Source organism: Bacillus sp. T33-2 (assembly GCF_002860205.1).
Lineage (GTDB): Bacteria > Bacillota > Bacilli > Bacillales > Cytobacillaceae > T33-2.
Window position 1 is genome coordinate 1 of the sequence record NZ_PGVB01000049.1, and the last position, 20,160, is coordinate 20,160.

18 protein-coding genes and 1 riboswitch are annotated in these 20,160 nt (G+C 44.5%); of the genes, 12 read left to right on the forward strand and 6 right to left on the reverse strand.

Annotation, left to right across the window (positions count from 1 at the left end):
* Positions 1-376 precede the first annotated feature (376 nt).
* The 6 genes from CVD19_RS22495 to CVD19_RS22520 all read left to right on the forward strand — a co-directional run bounded on the left by CVD19_RS22495 (position 377) and on the right by CVD19_RS22520 (position 6,643).
* Entirely contained in the window at positions 377-718 is a 342-nt protein-coding gene (locus CVD19_RS22495; protein ID WP_101585424.1) for a PadR family transcriptional regulator, read from the forward strand.
* Positions 705-1,346 carry an HAAS signaling domain-containing protein gene (locus tag CVD19_RS22500; protein ID WP_101585425.1) on the forward strand — a complete coding sequence of 214 codons (642 nt, stop codon included), beginning with the start codon at positions 705-707 and terminating at the stop codon, positions 1,344-1,346. Before CVD19_RS22495 ends, CVD19_RS22500 begins: the two co-directional genes overlap by 14 nt.
* Before the next feature lie 179 nt (positions 1,347-1,525).
* Positions 1,526-2,986, forward strand: coding sequence for a DUF4153 domain-containing protein (locus tag CVD19_RS22505; RefSeq protein ID WP_101585426.1), 1,461 nt, complete (start codon positions 1,526-1,528; stop codon positions 2,984-2,986).
* 96 nt (positions 2,987-3,082) lie between these two features.
* Entirely contained in the window at positions 3,083-3,436 is a 354-nt protein-coding gene (locus tag CVD19_RS22510) for a hypothetical protein (protein ID WP_101585427.1), read from the forward strand.
* 226 nt (positions 3,437-3,662) lie between these two features.
* Positions 3,663-5,462 (forward strand): TIGR04190 family B12-binding domain/radical SAM domain protein, encoded by a 1,800-nt coding sequence (locus tag CVD19_RS22515; protein ID WP_101585428.1) that lies wholly within the window; start codon positions 3,663-3,665, stop codon positions 5,460-5,462.
* Between the two features lie 221 nt (positions 5,463-5,683).
* Positions 5,684-6,643, forward strand: coding sequence for a cation diffusion facilitator family transporter (locus tag CVD19_RS22520; protein WP_101585429.1), 960 nt, complete (start codon positions 5,684-5,686; stop codon positions 6,641-6,643).
* A gap of 168 nt (positions 6,644-6,811) precedes the next feature.
* On the opposite strand, the gene CVD19_RS22525 is transcribed toward CVD19_RS22520, so the two are convergent.
* The 4 genes from CVD19_RS22525 to CVD19_RS22540 form a co-directional block, all read right to left on the reverse strand.
* Complete coding sequence (locus tag CVD19_RS22525; protein ID WP_101585430.1) at positions 6,812-8,164, reverse strand: hemolysin family protein; 1,353 nt, start codon at positions 8,162-8,164, stop codon at positions 6,812-6,814.
* 410 nt (positions 8,165-8,574) lie between these two features.
* Positions 8,575-9,870 carry a hemolysin family protein gene (locus tag CVD19_RS22530; RefSeq protein ID WP_101585440.1) on the reverse strand — a complete coding sequence of 432 codons (1,296 nt, stop codon included), beginning with the start codon at positions 9,868-9,870 and terminating at the stop codon, positions 8,575-8,577.
* 208 nt (positions 9,871-10,078) lie between these two features.
* On the reverse strand, positions 10,079-10,624 hold the full coding sequence (locus CVD19_RS22535) for a GNAT family N-acetyltransferase (protein ID WP_101585431.1): 546 nt from the start codon (positions 10,622-10,624) through the stop codon (positions 10,079-10,081).
* 58 nt (positions 10,625-10,682) lie between these two features.
* A complete protein-coding gene (locus CVD19_RS22540; RefSeq protein WP_101585432.1) occupies positions 10,683-11,813 on the reverse strand; it encodes a histidine kinase N-terminal domain-containing protein in 1,131 nt (376 codons plus the stop codon).
* Between the two features lie 206 nt (positions 11,814-12,019).
* A riboswitch (TPP riboswitch) is annotated at positions 12,020-12,126 on the forward strand.
* Positions 12,127-12,291: 165 nt separating this feature from the next.
* On the opposite strand from CVD19_RS22540, the gene thiT reads away from it, so the two are divergent.
* From thiT to CVD19_RS22565, 5 genes are all read left to right on the forward strand, one after another.
* The gene (thiT, locus tag CVD19_RS22545) at positions 12,292-12,861 is read left to right on the forward strand and encodes an energy-coupled thiamine transporter ThiT (protein WP_101585433.1); all 570 of its coding nucleotides are present in this window, start codon (positions 12,292-12,294) and stop codon (positions 12,859-12,861) included.
* A 216-nt stretch (positions 12,862-13,077) separates the two neighbouring features.
* Complete coding sequence (locus tag CVD19_RS22550) at positions 13,078-13,302, forward strand: FeoA family protein (RefSeq protein ID WP_101585434.1); 225 nt, start codon at positions 13,078-13,080, stop codon at positions 13,300-13,302.
* A gap of 2 nt (positions 13,303-13,304) precedes the next feature.
* Positions 13,305-15,311, forward strand: a complete 2,007-nt coding sequence (gene feoB, locus CVD19_RS22555) for a ferrous iron transport protein B (RefSeq protein WP_101585435.1) — start codon at positions 13,305-13,307, stop codon at positions 15,309-15,311.
* Positions 15,312-15,328: 17 nt separating this feature from the next.
* Positions 15,329-15,499, forward strand: coding sequence for a FeoB-associated Cys-rich membrane protein (locus CVD19_RS22560; RefSeq protein WP_101585436.1), 171 nt, complete (start codon positions 15,329-15,331; stop codon positions 15,497-15,499).
* Positions 15,500-15,606: 107 nt separating this feature from the next.
* The gene (locus CVD19_RS22565) at positions 15,607-16,056 is read left to right on the forward strand and encodes a helix-turn-helix transcriptional regulator (protein ID WP_101585437.1); all 450 of its coding nucleotides are present in this window, start codon (positions 15,607-15,609) and stop codon (positions 16,054-16,056) included.
* Positions 16,057-16,175: 119 nt separating this feature from the next.
* Here the strand turns inward: CVD19_RS22565 and CVD19_RS22570 are convergent, their stop codons facing one another.
* Positions 16,176-16,697 carry a universal stress protein gene (locus CVD19_RS22570; protein ID WP_101585438.1) on the reverse strand — a complete coding sequence of 174 codons (522 nt, stop codon included), beginning with the start codon at positions 16,695-16,697 and terminating at the stop codon, positions 16,176-16,178.
* A gap of 215 nt (positions 16,698-16,912) precedes the next feature.
* Here CVD19_RS22570 and CVD19_RS22575 point away from each other — a divergent pair, with 215 nt between their 5' ends.
* On the forward strand, positions 16,913-19,342 hold the full coding sequence (locus CVD19_RS22575; protein WP_180953756.1) for a transglycosylase domain-containing protein: 2,430 nt from the start codon (positions 16,913-16,915) through the stop codon (positions 19,340-19,342).
* Positions 19,343-19,625: 283 nt separating this feature from the next.
* On the opposite strand, the gene CVD19_RS25055 is transcribed toward CVD19_RS22575, so the two are convergent.
* On the reverse strand, positions 19,626-20,160 hold a 535-nt coding region (locus tag CVD19_RS25055), incomplete at its 5' end, for a hypothetical protein (RefSeq protein WP_219620118.1).

The following is a 20,160-nucleotide window of genomic DNA, read 5'->3' on the forward strand; positions in this document are numbered from 1 at the left end:
GTCTATGAAAGACAAAGTCACCCGGCCTGAGCCCAAAACTGTCCATCATAATGTCTATGAAAGACAAAATCATCCGGCGTGATCCGAAAACTGTCCATCATAACGTCTATGTAAGACAAAGTCACCCGGCCTGAGCCCAAAACTGTCCATCATAATGTCTATGAAAGACAAAGTCACCCGGCGTGATCCGAAAACTGTCCATCATAATGTCTATGAAAGACAAAGTCACCCGGCGTGAGCCGAAAACTGTCCATCATAACATCTATGAAAGACAAAACGTTTTATAACCACGAAATGGTAAATAACCCTTTACAAGGTTCCAGCATTGTAATAAGATGGGTGTAAACATACCTCTGAATTCTAGGTAGGTGATGAAATGTTCAACCGCGAGTTGGTGAAGGGGAGTACCTCTCTTGTGTTGCTTCAGCTGCTTGACGAACGCGACATGTATGGATATGAGCTTGTTAAAGAGCTGGATAAGCGCAGCGGGCACAGCCTTCAGGTAAAAGAAGGGACCCTATATCCCGCACTTCATAAGCTGGAAAAGCAGGCATACATTCAATGCTACTGGCAGGAACAGGAGAAGGGCCCTGCGCGCAAATATTACCGGATAACTGAAGAAGGCAGGGAACTGCTTGAAGAGAAGACGAAGGAATGGCAGCATTTTGTGCATGTCATGAACAAAGTGATCAGGAGAACGGAAAATGACCCGGTTTAAGCAGGATTTTCTTGACGAGCTTAACAGGCAGTTGGGTAACCATCCCGACAAAGAGCAAATATTGCTTGAGTATGAATCCCATATTTCTGAACTGGCCTGTGAGCTGGAAGAACATCATAAGGGTGAGCATCAGCTGCATGAACAGTTGATTACGAGGATTGGTTCACCGGAAGAAATCGCGAAAAGCTGGCGAGAGGAATTATCGCTCACGCCCAGGAAGACACAGTGGCTGTTTATTTTGGCAAATGTAGCTTTTTTTGCGGCAGGCTCGTTGCTCACCATCTTAAACAATCTGTATGGCTGGGGTTGGGTTCAAACAGTGTGGGTGAGCCTGACTTCCATCCCCTCTCTTATTATTTTCATGTACATGTTTTTCTGGGCGCTGCTTGGATATGAGATTGGCAAGGGGTTCGGCCATGCGGGGAGGACACTTTTGAAGAAGACATTCATTATTTCGCTTGTGCCCAATTTGTTGTTGATGGGCCTGACTCTATTTCATATTATCCCGCATAAGTGGTTTCAGCCCCTGTTAAGCCCGTCTTTTATCATTAAATGTGTCCTGTTTACAGTTGTGCTTTACCCGATTTGCCTGGCCGGATACAAATGGGGCAAAAACGCTTCAGTTTGATTTTACATAGAATTACTTTGTATCGGTCTTGGAAAAAAGTTGACAACATGAATTGAATTACTTTGTTTTTCGATTTCAGAAAAAGTTGATCACATGAATATTACGTTGTATGTCTTTTCGCAATGGAAAAAAATTTACTAACATACATAGAATTACTATGTATATTAAGGAGGATGTAAATGGAAATGCGATTAAGCAAACAAGATTGGATTTTCTTTCTTATTTGTTTAGGCTTGGGAATCGTGGCGGAAATTTCTTTTTTCCACGACATGATCGGAATTTCGTATGTCGTATTTTCAACCTGTCTATACGCAGTATTTTTTTGGAGGTTTCGATCATACCAGTTTGCAAATAAGCGGATAGGCTTGTTGCTCATGGTGGCTATCTGGCTTTTGTCAGCAAGTTTTCTGTTTTACTCCAATATGGTTTTTTACATGCTGAACACCCTTGTCATCCCGTTCCTCGTAATCGGCCACCTCGTGCTGATGACCAGTCCAAAGGAAGTATTATGGCATAGATGGCCTTTTATCAGCCGCATCTATTTCAAAGTTTCACAATCAATCGGGTATGCTTTCCGTTTTCTCATGACCGGTCCCGCAAGAATAAAGGCGGGCATGGATGAACAAAAAGCACACTTCGTAAAGCGCGTTTTAATCGGCCTTGTCATTTCGTTTCCGTTATTATTTGTGATTATCATTTTACTTACCTCCGCTGACCAGCAATTTGGAAGGTTGCTTGGGGCTCTGCCTGAATGGTTTTCAAGCCTGAGGATTGGCGAGGAAATCGTTCGTGCGGGTATTGTTGCCGTATTTACTCTTGCCCTTTTTGGTTTGTTCCAGGTTCTTTATCAAAAAGACACGGTTGAAGCTGAGGTTCCAGTTCCAAAAGAAAAAATGAACTGGGATGGTGTCATCGCCATTACTGTGCTGGTCCTATTAAATCTTGTTTACTTGCTGTTTGTGGTTGTGCAGTTCAGATACTTTTTCAGCGAGACGCTGCAAGGGGAATTCACATATGCTGGATACGCACGGCGCGGATTTTTTGAACTTGTGCTGGTAACACTGGCAAACCTGGCGATCTTAACTTCAGTTTTAACTTATGTGAAAGTGGAAAACAGCTGGGGCAGGATGTTCATCCGGACGATGCTGACTTTGATGGTCGCATTCAGCGGTGTGATGCTTTATTCGGCTTTCTTGAGGTTGCTCATGTATGAAGAAGCATACGGTTTTACATTTGCAAGGGTACTGGCACACTCATTTATGATCTTCCTCATGGTCATCCTGTTGTACACGGTTGCGAAAGTATGGCTTGAACGGCTGTCCTTGGTCCATTTTTGCCTGATCACATCACTGATCTATTACACTGTCCTTAACATGATAAACATAGACAGGATCATTGTAGAACAGAATCTTGACCGTTTTGAGGAGACTGAAAAAATAGATATATATTATCTTTACTCCTTGTCTTATGAGGGAGTAATCGGCCTTGCCGAATTGTATGAACTAAATCCATCCATGCCCGGATTGAGAGGGCTGCTGGTCCACAGCAGACAGGAAGCCGCTGAAGCAGATTGGTCGTGGCAGTCATATAATTTATCAAGGGAAAAGGCGTATGAGCGCCTAAAAAAGCTGGATTTATGATAAAACCTCTGGCTAACAAAAGTTCCCTGTTTTGTAACATACCAGTAAACGTAATGATGTTAAAATAAATTAACGTCACAGGCAGGGAGAAAAATTATGAACGAAAATAATAACCGTATAGCTGATATATTAAAAGACATTAAGGATTCTATTACAGCGCTCGGCAAAACTGTCCAGGGAATCGAAAAAAGGCTCGAACGCCTTGAGAAAGTGGATAGCATTGAACACAGGGTCACGTCCAACCAAATCGATATCACCGATATTAAAGAAGCACTAGAGCGGATGGAAGAATTGCAAAGTGCCAAAATTGAAGCCGTGCTCCGTGAAATTATCGATAACACCGAGAAGAAAAGTTCTGCAGAGTTCAAAACGATTCACAAACGTCTTGATTCCCATCTTTTAAAAATGGGCAAGGTGGAAGAAGATATCCTTATATTGAAGCAATATTAATCTTTGAAAAGGTCGCAAGTATGCAGCCTTTATTTTTTTGTCGGTTTATAACAAAACGTTCACAAATAGCGCAGCCCTTTTTATTTATATGATTTGTTGTCGATTTCAGTCTTTGTTTGTTCAGTTGTTCACAAAATTTTTACGTTTTATGGAAAAGAACTATCAATCTAGGAGTTATGATTATAGTGAACCTATTTAAATATATTATTATCCCGAGGTGATTCAAGTGAAATATGATCTTGTGCTGCTGCATGCCCCAAGTGTTTATGACTTTCGGAAAAATGCCCTGCTTGCGGGCCCCATAAGTGACGTGGTGCCTTCCTCCCCTGTGTTTGAAATGTATCCGATCGGATTGACGAGTATTGCTGAATACTTGGAGCGCTTCGGGTTACGTGTGAAAATCATCAACATTGCCAACCGCATGCTACTGGATGAAAAGTTTGATGTGGAGAAGAAGCTGAAAAAAATTAAGACAAAAGCTTTCGGGATTGATCTCCACTGGCTTCCGCATGCACACGGCAGCATAGAGCTAGCGAAAATCGTCAAGCAGCTTCACCCGGAAACACCAATCGTGTTTGGCGGCCTGTCAGCCACATACTATCATGAAGAGCTGATCCAAAATCCATTCATAGATTTTGTGCTGAGGGGGGATTCAACGGAAAAGTTAATGCTGCAGCTCATGAACCATATAAAAAATGGCATCCACCAGCTGGGCGGGATTCCAAATTTGACTTGGAAGGATGGAGGGCGTCCAGTATATAACCCGCTGAGCCATGTTCCCGACAGCCTGGATGAATTTGATATTCCAGGCTACCGTTACACTGTCAGATCAGTGTTCAAATACAAAAACTTTTTGGATCCCCTCCCATACAAGGGCTGGCTCCAATATCCGAATACAGCGATCCTTACCGCTAAAGGGTGCACTCAGGCCTGCCTTATTTGCGGCGGTTCAAAGCAGTCATACAAAGACAACTGCAACCGCAAAGTGCTTGCCAAGCGCTCGCCGAAGAAACTTGTCGAGGATATCCAGTTCATCCAGCGCTTCAGCCGCGCCCCGATTTTCATACTGCATGACATCCGGCAGGCAGGCAAAAGCTATGTTGATGAATTTTTTGAGCGCTTAAGCAAGATCAAGCTGAAGAATGAGCTCGTATTTGAACTTTTCCAATACGCCAATGAAGAATACTTCGAAAAAATCGCCAAAGCAGTTCCAAGATACAGCGTGGAGCTTACACTCGAAAGCCATGATGAAGGCTTGAGAAGGTTTAATGGCAAGTTCAACTGCACAAATGACAAAATGATTAAAACCCTTCAATATGCTTTAAAACATAACGCATCAAAAATAGATATTTTCTTCATGGTAGGAATCCCAGGACAGAACTGCGAGAGCACTTTGAAGAACGTGGATTTCTGCGAACAAATCCATCTGGCCTGCAACCAGGATCCGAGGCTTTCATACTTTGTGGCTCCGCTCGCGCCGTTCCTGGATCCAGCGAGTCCCGCGTTTGAAAATCCTGATAAATACGGATACAAAAAATTCTGCAACACGATTGAAGACCACCGCGAGGCGATTACCCAGCCTTCATGGAAATATATGCTCAGCTTCGAGACAGATAAAATGACGAGGGATGATATCGTCAATTCAACATATGAGTCAGCCCGCAATCTTAACGCCTTCAAGCTGAAATATGGCCTCGTTGATAAAAAAACGCATGATGAAGTCAATGAAAAGATTGCGAAATCACTTGAATACGTTGAGGAAATAGACCGGATCATGGCTCTGTCGCCTGAGGAAAAGGAAATGGAGCTTGCCCGTTTAAGAAAAGAAATGGATGAGGTCAACCGTTACAGCATCTGCGGGAAAAATGAATTAAAATGGGAAGTCAAAAAGAATTACGCCAATTTCTTTTCCCTTGCTGCAGTAGGGCTGGAACTGCTGTTTGAAGAAATATACAACAATGCCAAACACAGCTTCAACAGCTATAACCGCTGGATTGCAAGCCGGACAAAGACAAGCAGGACATAAACGTCATGAACCGCCATTCCTGCGGTTTTTTATTTTGACAAGACAGTCTGTCCGTTCAGTTGGGCCGCTTAACATGAAAAAGCTTCCAAGCAACTATATGTTTAAGGGGAAGAGAATTGTGAAAAAAGTAGAATAACATATATTCGACTTAACGATAAAAAAGGTTATCAGTCCCCATAGGCAGTGCCAAAGAACCGTATCACACAAAGGCAGGTGGATAGATGAGCACATTAGTGGGCTTTCTTAAAAGGGGAAATAAATCTTCAGGAATAGCTGCGCTTGGAAATACCGTTATTGCGGTTTGCAAAGGGGCGGCAGCATTTATAAGCGGCAGCGGAACAATGCTTGCAACGACGCTTCACTCGGTCGCGGATGCTTTGAATCAGGCTTTCGTATTCCTGGGGAGCGCCATTTCCGAAAAAGAACCGACAAAGAGGTTCCCTACCGGGTTCGGCAGGGTAGTCAACCTGTTTGTATTGATCGCCGTCATTGTAATATCAATAATGGCGTACGAGACCATTTTAAAGGGCTGGGAGATTATCCAGCATCCGAAACCATCATCGAACCTATGGCTTAACATAGCTGTCATGCTGTTGGCAGTTGCAATTGACGGGGCTATTCTGATCAAGGCCATGAAGGAGATCAGCCACGAAACAAGAATCAAAGCAGAAGGCATGGCCTTGATTCCAGCAGCTTTTAAAAATGTAAGCATGGCATCGCCGCCGACAAGGCTCGTGTTCTACGAGGATCTGATAGCTACTTTCGGAGCCATGCTTGCCCTGGTTTCGATCATCCTTGCGCATATGACCGGTTTTTATTTGCTTGATGGCATCGGCACTCTGCTGATCGGGCTGCTGCTGATCGGGATTGCCCTGAAAATTGGCTATGAAAATACCGTTGGGCTCATTGGTGTGGCTGCCCCGAAGCAGGTTGAGGACAGGATCGCCAGGATCATTCTCTCCGATCCTGATGTAGTCGACATCAACACGATGAGAATTATCCAGGAAGGCCGCCAATACCACGTCGAAAGCTATCTTGAATTGCGTGAAGGCCTGACCCTTGCAGATGCTGACGACATCAAATTCCGGGTTAGGGATAAGGTACTGTCAGACCCGGATATTGATGATGTCACGATGGGGATTATTGAAACGGATGACGTACAGAACTGGAAATTGCCATAATGCAAAGCTCTCTCTTCATAGGAGAGCTTTTTAGTTTTTTTGAAAAAAACACATATTCAAGGATTAAAATGATCTGCAGAGCATATAACGATTTTTTAGAAAAGAAAAAAATTGCCCATGATTTACGGCAGGCACAAAAAAAGTCCCGGATCCCCGGGACTTTTCGTATTATGACACGACTTCTTCTGTCTGTGTCAGTGGAAACTTGTCGAGTTGTTCTTCAGGTTCCAGCATTTTCTCGACTTCGATATACTTGATGTGGTGTTCTTCCATTTCTTGGACTTTAAACACATACGGCTGGAAGGTGATTGTATCGCCCTGCTGCACATCATAGTTTTCGGTCAGCATCCATCCGCCAATCGTGTCGATGTCTTCATCATTAATATCGACGCCAAGCAAATCGTTCACTTCACCAATAAGCACCTTGGAGTCGATGATAAAATGGCCATCATTAATCTTCCGGATCATTGGGACTTCATCCATATCAAATTCATCGCGGATTTCGCCGACAATTTCCTCAAGAATATCTTCAACCGTAACCAAACCGGACGTACCGCCGTATTCATCCATCAAAATTGCCATGTGGATGCGCTCCTTCTGCATTTTCAAGAGCAAATCATGGATTGGGATTGTGTCAATCACCCTTATGATTGGGCGAATATATGGTTCCAGTGTTTTTTCGGCGATTCCTTGCCTTTCGATCAGGTCGGTCATGATCTCTTTGATGTTGATTAAGCCGACAATATGGTCTTTATCGCCATCAATGACCGGATAGCGTGTAAACTTTTCTTCTTTTACTACCTGTAGAAAGGTTTCAAGAGTGTCTTCCTGTGAAAGTGAAATAATTTCAGTGCGGGGCACCATGATTTCTTTCGCGATTCGGTTGTCGAATTCAAAAATTTTATTCACATACTTAAACTCAGACTGGTTGATTTCGCCACTTTTTAAGCTTTCAGACAGAATGATGCGAAGTTCTTCTTCAGAGTGCGCCAGTTCATGCTCCGAGACAGGCTTCAGGCCGGCCAGGCTGGTGATCAAACGGGCAGAGCCATTCAATGCCCAGATGGCAGGAAACATGACTTTATAAAACCAGATAAGTGGCCGGGCAACTGCCAGGCTAACCGTTTCTGCCTTTTGGATCGCCAGTGTTTTCGGGGCAAGCTCACCGACAACCACATGCAAGAAGGTAATAAAAGCAAACGCGATCCCAACTGACAAGACGTGCCCTATGGATTCGGGAATGGCAAGGTTATGGAAAACCGGCCGGAGAATATCGGCTATCGTAGGCTCTCCAAGCCACCCGATTCCCAAAGCGGTAATCGTGATTCCCAGCTGGCAGGCGGAAAGGTATTCATCAAGATTAGAAATGACCCTTTTCGCCGCGATTGCGCTCTTACTGCCTTCTTCAATTAACTGATCTATTCTGGAACTCCTTACTTTAACAATCGCAAATTCCGAAACAACAAAAAATGCCGTTAAAGCAATTAAAATGGCTATCATCACCAAGTTAAATATGTCCAAATAAGTTCCCTTATCCCGCGTTAAAAGCAGGTAAGGTGTCACCTCCTGATAAATGAAAAAATATCTTAGTAATAGTGTCGTAGACTGATAATTCCTGTGAATATAGTAATCAATTGGATTTTGACGATTGGCGCTAATTTCCCGGCAAATGCCCGGCTTACGCCTGCATTCCTGGCCAATCGTGCTATTCTAGACTATAGCCGCTAACTCCCCGATACGATAGACTGTCCCATCATATCACCTCAGCTTTTTTAAAATTAAAATTAATTATACCATACAGTTATTCATTACAGTAAAATTAAATGTAATACAGTATATGAACGGCACCATGAAATATGAAGCAACACGCAATTTTATTCGAATTTTCAGTCAAATTATCTTGATAGAAAACATCCTTATATGCAAGGATGTCATTGTTTTCTTACTTCAATATAAAGGATATGGTGTCCTTCAAGTTCTTTTATGATAAAAACATAATTCCCATGCTCAAGAATGTCTCCCTGTTTAACATCGAATTTATGGGTGAGAAACCAGCCCCCGATCGTGTCAACATCTTCCTCTTCGAGCGTGGTTCCAAGCAAGTCGTTCACTTCAGAAATAAGCAGCTTTGCATCGAGGGTATAATGGTCTTTATCGAGCTTCTGGACTAGTGGGAGCTCGTCCATGTCAAATTCGTCCCGGATTTCCCCGACAATTTCTTCGATGATATCCTCGACAGTTACGAGGCCTGCTGTTCCGCCGTATTCGTCGGACAGAATGGCCATATGGGACTGTTCCTTTTGCATTTTAACAAGCAAATCATGGATCGGGATGTTTTCAATGACCCGGATGACAGGTTTTATATATTGCAGCAAGGGCCTTTCACTTTCACATTTATTCTGGATGCACGCCGTTAGCAATTCTTTTATGTTTACAACGCCTACCACATTGTCTTTATCGCCGTCAGTAACCACCGGATACCTGGTGTACTTTTCTTCGGTCAACACTTTTAAGATATCCTCGAGGGATTCATCCTCGGAGAAGCTGACGATTTCAGTGCGGGGCACCATGATCTCCTTGGCAAGCCGGTTGTCAAACTCAAAAATATTATTCACATATTTGTATTCCGACTGATTAATTTCACCGCTTTCCAGGCTTTCAGACAATATGATCCGCAGTTCCTCTTCTGAATGCGCAATTTCACTCTCTGACACTGGTTTAAGGCCGAACATACCCGTGACAACCCGGGCGGAATGGTTTAGAATCCAAATAAACGGATACATGATTTTATAAAACCAGATTAATGGACCTGAAAAATACAGTGTTATTGCCTCGGCTTTTTGAATGGCCAGCGTCTTTGGCGCGAGTTCCCCTATCACGACATGTAAAAAGGTCACGACTGCGAAAGCGATCGCAAAGGACAGGATATCGCTTAAAGGCTCATGAACACCAAAGCGTTCAAACAGCGGATGGAGCAGCCTCTCTACCGTTGGTTCTCCCAGCCACCCCAGTCCAAGTGATGTGACGGTTATCCCAAGCTGGCAGGCCGACAGGTACTCATCCAGGTTGGAGGTGACTTTTTTGGCCGACTGGGCACGGCTGTGTCCCTCGGCAACCAGCTGGTCAATCCTTGATGGGCGGATTTTTACAATAGCAAATTCCGATGACACAAAAAATGCGGTCAACGCGATTAATAAAAACACAAGAAAAATATTCAATATAATCATGAACGGCCTTACCAGCTTGTAAGGCTGCACACCTCCCTCATGCATGTGGCGATATTTGTACTTTGCCCTTAAATATATGTTTTTACGAAAAATACATTTTGAAACTTTTTCAGCAAAGTTTTTCTTAACTCTTTTTACCCATAAAAAACCGGCCTAAAGCAAAACGCACATGCCGGTTGAAAAAAAAATAACCCACCATCATGGTGGATCATTGATTTCGCCATTCCCTTGCGAGCATTCCATAAACAATCAGGTCGTGGAAATGGCCGTACAGCCTCTCTCCGTCACGGATGGTTCCCTCATACGAAAAGCCAAGCCTTTCTGGGATGGCGCGGCTTTTTTTGTTTCCTGCACCACAGCGGATTTCAACCCGGTTTAAGCCTAGCTCGAAAAAGGCATAATTCAGAAGGGCGCTGACAGACCTGGTCATAATCCCTTTACCCTGGGCGCCGGCCCCTAAATAATACCCGATGCTTGTCTGTGAGTTTCTCCAGTCTAATTGATGGAAGCCGATAGAACCGACAAGAACACCATTATAGCGAATGCCCGTGTTAAAGCCGTCGTTGTCAGCAAACTGCTTCAGCCACATAGGGATGATTGTGTGATAGTCGGTTGGCGATGTCATGCTGTCAACCCATGGAAGCCACTGCCGCAAGTAATGCCGGTTCGTGTCAACCAGCCAGTACAGCTCTTGTGCATGATGCAGCTGGAATAACTGCAGTTCAATTTCATGGTCAACCTTTAAAGTAAACATAAATCTTTCTCCTTTAAGAAATGCTGCTTGTTGTATCGACCAAAATTATGGTGCAGAATCAACGTTCTTCCTTGATATATGGGAGCAGGATGATAAACACCGTCCTGTCGTCCTCTGAGGAACAGGCCAAAATTCCTTTATGCCTTTCAATAATTTCCCGGCAGACAAACAACCCGAGTCCAGTTCCAAGCTTTTTGGTGGTAACAAACGGCTCAAAAATCGATTTCAGCAGGTGTTCGGGAATTTTCGGGCCATTGTTGGCAATTTCAAGTTTGACATGGGTGTCATTAACAAAAGAACTTTTGATTTCAATCAGGGGATCCTCCCTGTATTGGCTGAGGACGTCAATTGCGTTAAAGACGATATTGATAAGTACCTGCCTGATTTCGTCCGCATAGCCCACGATCTCCATTTCAGCATTCGTTTCTTTCACAACTTTTACCTTGGCGTCGAGGATGCTCGGATACAGGAACAGGAGCACCTCATCAATCATTTTATTTAAAGAAAACCGTGTTTTTTCTTTACCGATCAATTCTTTTTTCGATAAAAGCAGGAACTGGGAAATCTGGAAATTTAATTGTTCCAGCTCGATTGAAATAATGTCCAGGTATTTCATATCCGGATGCTCAGCTTTTAACAGCTGAATAAAGCCCTGAATTGATGTCAGGGGGTTCCGGAACTCGTGGATGAAGCTTGACGTCATCTGGCCCAGCAGGGTGAGCCTGTCTTTATGTGTGGAGTTGATAAATTCATTTTTCTCTTCAATGATTTTATTTTTCTGTTCAGAGAAGTAAGAAACCGCGTAGTATAAAAAATGGTCGAAGCAATAATTTATCCTGTCAATGGAGGGCTGCAATTCACCCCAGCTTAAATCCAGTCTGTCCAAATGCTTGTAGATGATGGACCTGCCTAGATTAACATTATACACAAATTCTCCGATGTTGATGTTTGCCTTCACTCGTTCAGCACCTACTAAAAAAGCAAGCTTCTGGATGAATTGTTCCTGTTCATCATCCGATTTAGAAAAAATATTGATGATGATACGGAACATCGCTTCGCCATTTTCTTTTATTTTTTCCTTGAAAGGATCTTCCTCAGACACAAGAATTTTTTTATGCCACTCTTCAAGAAGACCTTCTTTTTCGGCTACTAAAAATTCAATTAGTCTTTTTTTGGTAACAGGCAGCATACTATTCTTCCCTTTCCTTTTTTATCCGGTATCGAGACTTATTCGCTAGAAGTTGCGGATTTCCTTTGTCGAATATTTAGAAGTTAACCAGAACGCCGTCGATTGAAAATAAAAATTGCAAAGGTACTTTCGAAAAAAACAGTATTTTTTCCTTGTATTAAAATATGAATAATAGTATAGTGAGAATTGAAATTTTTAAAATTTAATATTACCACAGGGGGAGCTGCTTTTTGCAGCTGAGAGTGAGCGTTCGAGTTCTGACCCTTTGAACCTGTTAGTTAATTCTAGCGTAGGAATGTGGATTCGATTGGAAAGCAATCCAGGCCATCCTATACTGTCCTGTATTGCTTTTTTTTCGTTCCGGCCGCCAGGAGTGCACACACATCACTCTGGTCCCCGCTTCCTCTTTTCCCGCGCAGAATCGACAGCAAAGGGCTCGTGGATGAAGACGCCATTCCAACAAGAAGGGGGAAAAATTTTGGGCACGAATCGTACATTGTTTTTGACGGAAGTGGCGGTGTTTACCGCGCTGGCGTATTTACTTGATCTTGCGTCAGGATTCTTGTTTTCACGAATCTGGCCGCAGGGCGGATCTGTTTCTATCGCCATGGTTCCCATCTTTCTTATGGCTTACCGTTGGGGGCTGAAAGGCGGTGTGCTGACAGGATTCCTGCTGGGTCTTCTGCAGATCATCCTTGGCATGTCCCAGGTTGCCCATCCGGTACAGGGATTTCTTGATTATTTTGTTGCTTTTTCAGCTGTAGGCTTGGCAGGAATTTTTGCCGGACAGGTCAAAGCTGGGTTGAAATCAGGGAACAAAACGAAATGGATGGTTTATGTGCTGTTTGGTGTTTTTGCCGGAAGTGCGTTGAGGCTGCTGGCCCATGTGGTGGCAGGCATCGTTTTCTTTGCTAAGTATGCTCCGCCGGGGCAGCCAGCCGCACTGTATTCCATCATTTATAATGGCACATACATGCTCCCGAGCGCCATCCTGAGCGGCATTATCGTCATACTTGTAATCTCCGGGGCACCAAAAAGAATGATATAAATTGAGAAAAAGGAAGAACGGACGCCGTTCTTCCTTTTTTATTGTAAAAAAAATTGTCTATAATATGGATTTTGCAAGAAATGGCCGGTTCAGCGGTTTAAAGTGTGACATATATCACATCTTGACTGAGTAATAATTGATTAAATAAAGATAATCATTCTCAATTAGAATTTCTGCAATGGTTGTCATAAAAAAACATATAGGTGTGTGATCAACATGCTGGGGAAGCTAAAGACAGGTGAAAAAGGGCTCATAAAAAATATTTCGATTGCGGACCGTCTTGTCAGGCGAAGATTGCTTGATCTTGGCATAACTGAAGGATCCGAGGTATGCATTAAATGTGTACTGCCTTTTGGCGGACCCTTCATGGTGGCGTCATGCGGACAATGTGTCGGGATCAGGCGCAAGGAAGCACTAAGAATTGAAGTGGAGCGGGTCTGAAAATGAACATAGCACTTCTTGGAAACCCAAATACAGGAAAAACATCATTGTTTAACAATTTGACAGGTTCATATGAATATGTGGGGAACTGGAGCGGGGTTACGGTTGAAAAGAAGGTCGGCATATTTAAAAACCGGAAAGATCAGTTAATCGACTTACCTGGTGTTTATACTTTGAATCCCCTATCTAAAGATGAGGGTGTCGTGACGAATTTCTTTTTGCACGACCCATTTGATAAATTGCTCAATATTTTGGATGCTTCCCAGCTTGAGCGGAATCTGCATCTCACAATCCAGCTCCTTGAATATGGGGCGCCTGTTGCTGTTGGCCTTAACATGGTTGACGTTGCAAAAAACAGGGGCATCCATATAAACCCTGAAAAACTGGCGGCCTCGCTCGGTGTTCCCGTTGCACCAGTCGTAGCGAGGACAGGTAAAGGCTGTGACTATCTCCTTGAGATTATAACGAACGAATGGATTCCTTCCGGAAAAACCAATCTAGTTTGCTATGGAAAAGAGATCGAGGAAGCCATTCTGCAGCTTGGAAATGATTTGTCAGAAAACACAAGTCATTCACCAAGATGGCTCGCCCTGCAGCTTTTCGAAGGAAACCAGTATGTAAAACAGTATTTGACACAGTTTATGGATGCATCCAGACTGGATGATTTCATCAGAGCTCTTGAACAGAGCCTGAAGGATACCCACGGGGCTAAATCCCTTGAACAGTTTGTTTATTTACAAAGGAAGGAAGCAATTGGGAAAATTGTTTCCCAATCTGTCGAGAAAACCAACACAGAAAAAGTTCCGCTCTCGGAAAGCATAGATGTTTTTGTAACCAATAAATTTCTGGGCATTCCTATCTTCCTGATGCTCATGTATGTGATGTTCATGCTGACGTTTGATTGGCTTGGGTTCCCGCTGTCCGATTTGCTGGATGAGTTTATTTCCGGGCCGTTGACTTCGGGAATTGCTTTTGCCCTGTCTGCAGTTGGAGCATCAGGATTCATTAAGGCACTGGTCCTTGACGGGATTGTTGCCGGAGTTGGGGGAGTGCTCGTCTTTGTTCCGCAAATCTTCATCCTGTTCTTTTTCATCTCGCTCTTGGAAGACTCAGGTTATATGGCCAGGGTTGCCCTAGTCATGGACAGGATAATGGAATCTGTCGGGCTGAACGGGAAAGCCTTCATCCCGATGATCATTGGCTTTGGCTGCAATGTTCCAGGCATCATGGCGGCGAGGACGATTGAAACTCCGAAAGAACGGCTGTTGACCATTTTATTGACCCCGCTGATGTCATGCTCTGCGCGTCTTCCTGTCTATACCCTGATTGTTGGTGCGTTTTTTATCCAGCAAAAAGCATTAGTTGTGTTAAGTCTCTATGTGCTTGGCATTGTTGTTGCTTTTACTCTTGCTAAACTATTTTCTGCAACAATCTTAAAAGGGGAAACATCTTTGTTCGTTGTTGAGCTTCCGCCGTACAGGGTGCCACAGGTGCGTGCACTTTGGCGAAGCACGTGGGATAAAGGAAAAGGCTTTGTGAAAAAAGCGGGCACCTTTATATTTGCCGGTTCTGTACTGATCTGGCTTCTGTCATACGCGGGTCCTGCTGGAGTTAATGTGGATATGGACCATAGCTATCTGGCAGCAGTGGGTGGCATATTTGCACCTGTTTTGGAGCCGGTCGGGTTTGGAACGTGGCAGGCAGGCGCCTCGTTGATTACAGGGTTCCTTGCAAAAGAAGCCATCATCTCAACAATGAACATTATTTATTTCGTTCCTGATGAAGCAAGCCTTCAAGGGCTGATGACAGACAATTTCACTCCGCTGGCGGCATACAGCTTCATGGTTTTCATCCTTCTTTACATTCCTTGTCTTGCGACGACTGCAACCATTTATAAAGAAACAAAGTCAAAACGGTGGACTGCCCTTTCGGTGGGATATGCACTTGCAATAGCTTATTTCCTTTCGTTCGTTGTATACCAGGGTGGAAAACTCCTTGGGTTATCCTGATTAAAGAGGTGGGAACCATGATTGCGAACATTTTAATCGGCGCTGCAATTTTCGGTTATGCCGGCTGGGCCTTATACAGGTTCATCAATAAGTCCAGGCAGGGAAAATGCGCAGCATGCTCTCTGAAAAACTCCTGTTCGAGCAGTTGCAGCACTAGTCCAGTCCATCTAAATAAACAACAATCGTGAGAAGGCAGCTCCAATGCGCCTTCTTTTCTTTAGGTAACTGCATATCTGTTTGAAATATTAGATTTTTGGTGTAAAATTACACTAAAAGATTTAAAGGATGAAAGTCAATGATAAAAGAGGAAATTATTGTAAAAGTCTCCGAAAAAATCAGGATGATTAGGGCAGAAGTGGGCTATACACAAGACAAGATGGCGGAAATCATCGGGGTGTCAAAAAAAACACTCGTCCAGATCGAAAAAGGGCGGGCATATGCAAACTGGTCAACGGTAGTCACTGTGTGTGCGCTGTTCAGGGAAACAGAAACAATCCTTTTTTTATTTGGAAACGAACCTCTGGAAGTGTTGGAAACGATTGCTCATGAAGGTTCGGATTACAGAAAGGAAAAGACGCTCGGTGGAAAAGTGTGGTGGCGGGAAATTTTGAAGGAAAATGGTTTCATCCTGCAGCAGAATATCCTGAGCCAACATTACCGGATTTTAGACGAAGATGATTTTCGCATTTACAGCAGCTTTGATGAGACTGAGGCAAAGCAGCGCTTTGAGGAATTGGCACGATAACCTATAACCCCCTTATTGTGAGGATGATTCTAAGCACATAAGGCAATAGTTATGAATAGAAAAAGCTGGCTTGAATTGTATAAGATTCAAGCCAGCTTTTTTCGTACCTGGAATTTGTATTATTTTGCAATGAGCACATGGCATGGGGCATTTTTAGCCACTCTTTCACTGACGCCGCCGAGGATCATCTGCCTCAATCCTGTTTTGCCAGTCCGCCCGATAATGATTAAGTCGGCACCTGCCTCATTGGCAAAGTCACATAAGCTTTCTGAAGGATCACCTTCAAGAAGCTGGAACTCTGCATTGATATTGTGGACTCTCAGTTCTTCTTTTGCGTTGTAAAAAGCCTGGTCTGAACTGTTTGTAAGCTTGGCATGGGTCGAGTGGCCGCCCACTTCCTGGTCAATTGTCATCGGTGGAATCTGTATGCCATCCCCTACAAAGCCGGTTACCCCCACCGGTTCAAGCGGCCTGTCATCGGTCTGGACAGCGGTGTTTTTAATTGTTTCCTGGACCACATGAACTACAACGAGTGTCAGACCAGGGTGGTTCCTTTTAAAGTTTTTTGCCAGTTCAAGAGCTTTCCTGCTTCCATCTGTATTGTCAAAGGCAACGATTACTTTCGAAAATTCGCCAATCATGTATCATCATCCTTTCATGGAAGTATAAATCTATATAGATGTATTACCCTCATTAAACGAAAAAACTCCAAACTATGCACTTTAAAGAGTTAATTTTAGCGAGATGTTGGGTAAAAGAAAATGTCATAGTTCAATTACTTATTAAAGGTTGTGGTGCTTTGGTGGGCAAAAATTCTTTCTTAGCGCGTCTTATCAGGGGCTGGAGGCGGTTCCATATGAACCAGGTAATCATTCTGTCCCTATCAACAGCAGTACTTGCTTTTTTAGGTTTTTTTCATACTTTTTCAAAGGGAGCTGACATCAGCGCGTTAAATGACGATCTTGCTCAGCCTACCATTATCTACGATGTACACGGACAGGTGGCCAGCAAAATAACGGCCAATAAAAATGAGGGCATTAAGATTGAGGAAATCCCTGACCATGTGAAAAACGCGGTGATTGCAATTGAAGACCATCGTTTTTATGAACACAGCGGTGTTGACTATATTGGGATTTCAAGGGCATTTTATAAAAACGTGAAAGCAGGGGAAGTAGTAGAAGGCGGCAGTACCATTACACAGCAATTGACGAAAAATGCCCTTCTTACGTCAGAAAAAACGTATAAACGGAAGCTGGAAGAGTTTTTTTTGGCAAGGGAGATTGAAAAGCAATATTCAAAAGATGAAATTATGCAGATGTACTTAAACCGAATCTTTTTTGGAAAAAGAGCTTGGGGAATTAAGAGGGCTGCCATGACTTATTACGGAAAGGATGTTAAAGACCTTACGATTAGCGAATCAGCACTGCTTGCCGGGTTGATTAAAGCACCCTCTGCGCTTGACCCGTTCCAGCAATATGATAAGGCCCTGGAAAGAAGGAACGTAGTGCTAGAATCGATGAAGACCCATGGCTTCATTAATTCGGAAGAATTCAAGGCAGCTATAGCTGAAAAAGTTGTCCTGAACGAAACAGGGGGAGATCCGTTGAGGGGCAAGCACCCATTTTATGTGGATCATGTGCTTGAAGAGGCAATTGACCGGTATGGTTTATCCCAGGAGGAACTGTTGACGGCAGGTTATCAAATCTATACCGAACTGGATCCGTCCATGCAGGCAGCCGTTGAGGCAACCTATCAAAAAGAAGAACTTTTTCCGAAAGGAACGGACAAGCAGATCGTCCAAAGCGGGGCAATATTATTGGACCCGAAAACCGGCGGCATCCGGGCACTTGTCGGCGGCAGGGGAGAGCATTACTTCCGCGGCTATAACCGGGCAACTCAGTTGCAGGCGCAGCCTGGCTCGACAATGAAGCCTCTTGCTGTATATACACCCGCATTGGAGGAAGGATGGAGTCCTGTTGATGACTTAAAAGATGAGGAAATGGAGTTTCCTGATTACAAGCCGGAAAATTATAACGGTAAATATAAGGGTAGGGTCCCAATGTACGAGGCGCTAAAGGATTCTCTCAACATTCCGGCAGTATGGCTCCTGAATGAAATCGGAATTAAAAAAGGAATGGATTCTGTCCTGAAATTTGGCATACAATTGGAGAACGGTGACCGGACCCTCGGGCTGGCCCTCGGTGGGCTTGAAAAAGGTGTATCCCCAATGTTAATGGCCCAGGCCTTCTCTACTTTCGCCAATGACGGGGAAAAGGCGGAGGCGCACGCCATCACTAAGATTGTCGATAAAGACGGAAAAGTGCTGGCTGAATGGAAGGAAAAGAAGGCAAAAGTAATATCTAAAGAAACTGCAGATAAAATGACAACGATGCTTCTTGGGGTTGTCGAGGACGGTACCGGCAAAGGCGCACGAATTCCGGGAAGGGAAATTGCCGGTAAGACAGGTTCTACCCAGCTGCCAATTGAAGGGTTGAAAGGCGTCAAAGACCAGTGGTTTGTTGGATATACACCACAGCTGGTCGGGGCAGTCTGGGTTGGATATGATAAAACCGACAAGGAACACTACCTGACCACCACCAGCAGCGAAGGGGCGGCACTCGTTTTCAAAGACTTCATGGCTGAGGCTCTGAAGAATACTGAGCCAGTATCTTTTAATGCACCGGATATCTCTTCATTAATAAAAGAAAAAAATAAGCGTGATAAAAAGGAATCATTAAAAAATGGTGCGAGGGAACTGAAAGAAACATCCGAAAACGCAGATCATAATCAAAACGATGATGGGTCATCCAGTGAGGCAGAAGCAGAGACACCAGAAACTGAACAAGAACAAGATCAAGGAACGACCAATGGCGGAAACACGGGAGCGACAGGCGGAACCGGAGGCACAGGCGGAACCGGCGGAGGCACAGGCGGCACAGGCGGCGGCACAGGCGGAACCGGCGGGGGCACAGGTGACCCAGGCGGAGGCACAGGCGGAACCGGCGGAGGCACAGGCGGAACTGGTGGAACCGGCGGAGGCACAGGTGGAACCGGCGGAGGCACAGGCGGAACTGGTGGAACCGGCGGAGGCACAGGTGGAACCGGCGGAGGCACAGGCGGAACCGGCGGAGGCACAGGCGGAACTGGTGGAACCGGCGGAGGCACAGGCGGAACCGACGGAGGCACGGGCGGAACCGGCGGCGGCACTGGTGGAGGCACAGGCGACCCAGGTGGCGACCCAGGTGACGGCAATGATGGTGGCGACGGAGAAGATTCAGATGGCTAAGTGGGGGCTATCCTATAGTTCAAAGTTGTAAACCTGTAAAAACATGAAGAAGCCCTCCTGGAAGGGCCCTTTCTAGAAAGTATCATGAATTTTGGTGAATTGGAATTATTTACCATTAATTTGCGATTTTGAATAATAATAGTAATAGTCCTCTTATCCCCTTTTTTTGGGGAGCTCGAGGGTTATTTTTTTCAGAGGCCATCTCATTTCTATTGAGTTGGCCTTTGTTATTGGTACAGGAAAAAAGCCCTCATCAGAGGGCTTCTTAAGGGATTAAATTGTTCTAATTTACACCGGCTCCGCCCATTGTGGACTGTAATCCACCTGCGAATCCACCAGCCTGCTGGGTGAAACTACCTTGCTGCTGTTGCTGTTGCCCAAAAGCCAAATCGCGGGCGATATCCTGTCTAACCTGCTGAGGATTCGTTCCGAAATTTGGCGACACCAGTGATTGAGGATTTTGAGCCTGTTGCACTGAACCCATCATGCCGCGTCTGATCTGGGAACCGTCCATCATGCCGCCAGCCATCATAGTAGTACCGTCGAATGATCCGCCCATCATAGTGCCTTGCATACCAGCCTGCTGAGTGAAGCCACCTTGCTGTTGCTGTTGCCCATAAGCTAAATCACGTGCGATATCCTGTCTGACCTGCTGAGGATTCGTTCCGAAATTTGGCGACAGGACTGATTGAGGATTTTGGGCCATCTGCTGTGAACCCATCATGCCGCGTCTCATTTGAGAACCGTCAGCCATACCGCCAGCCATCATAGTAGTACCGTCGAACGATCCGCCCATCATAGTGCCTTGCATACCAGCC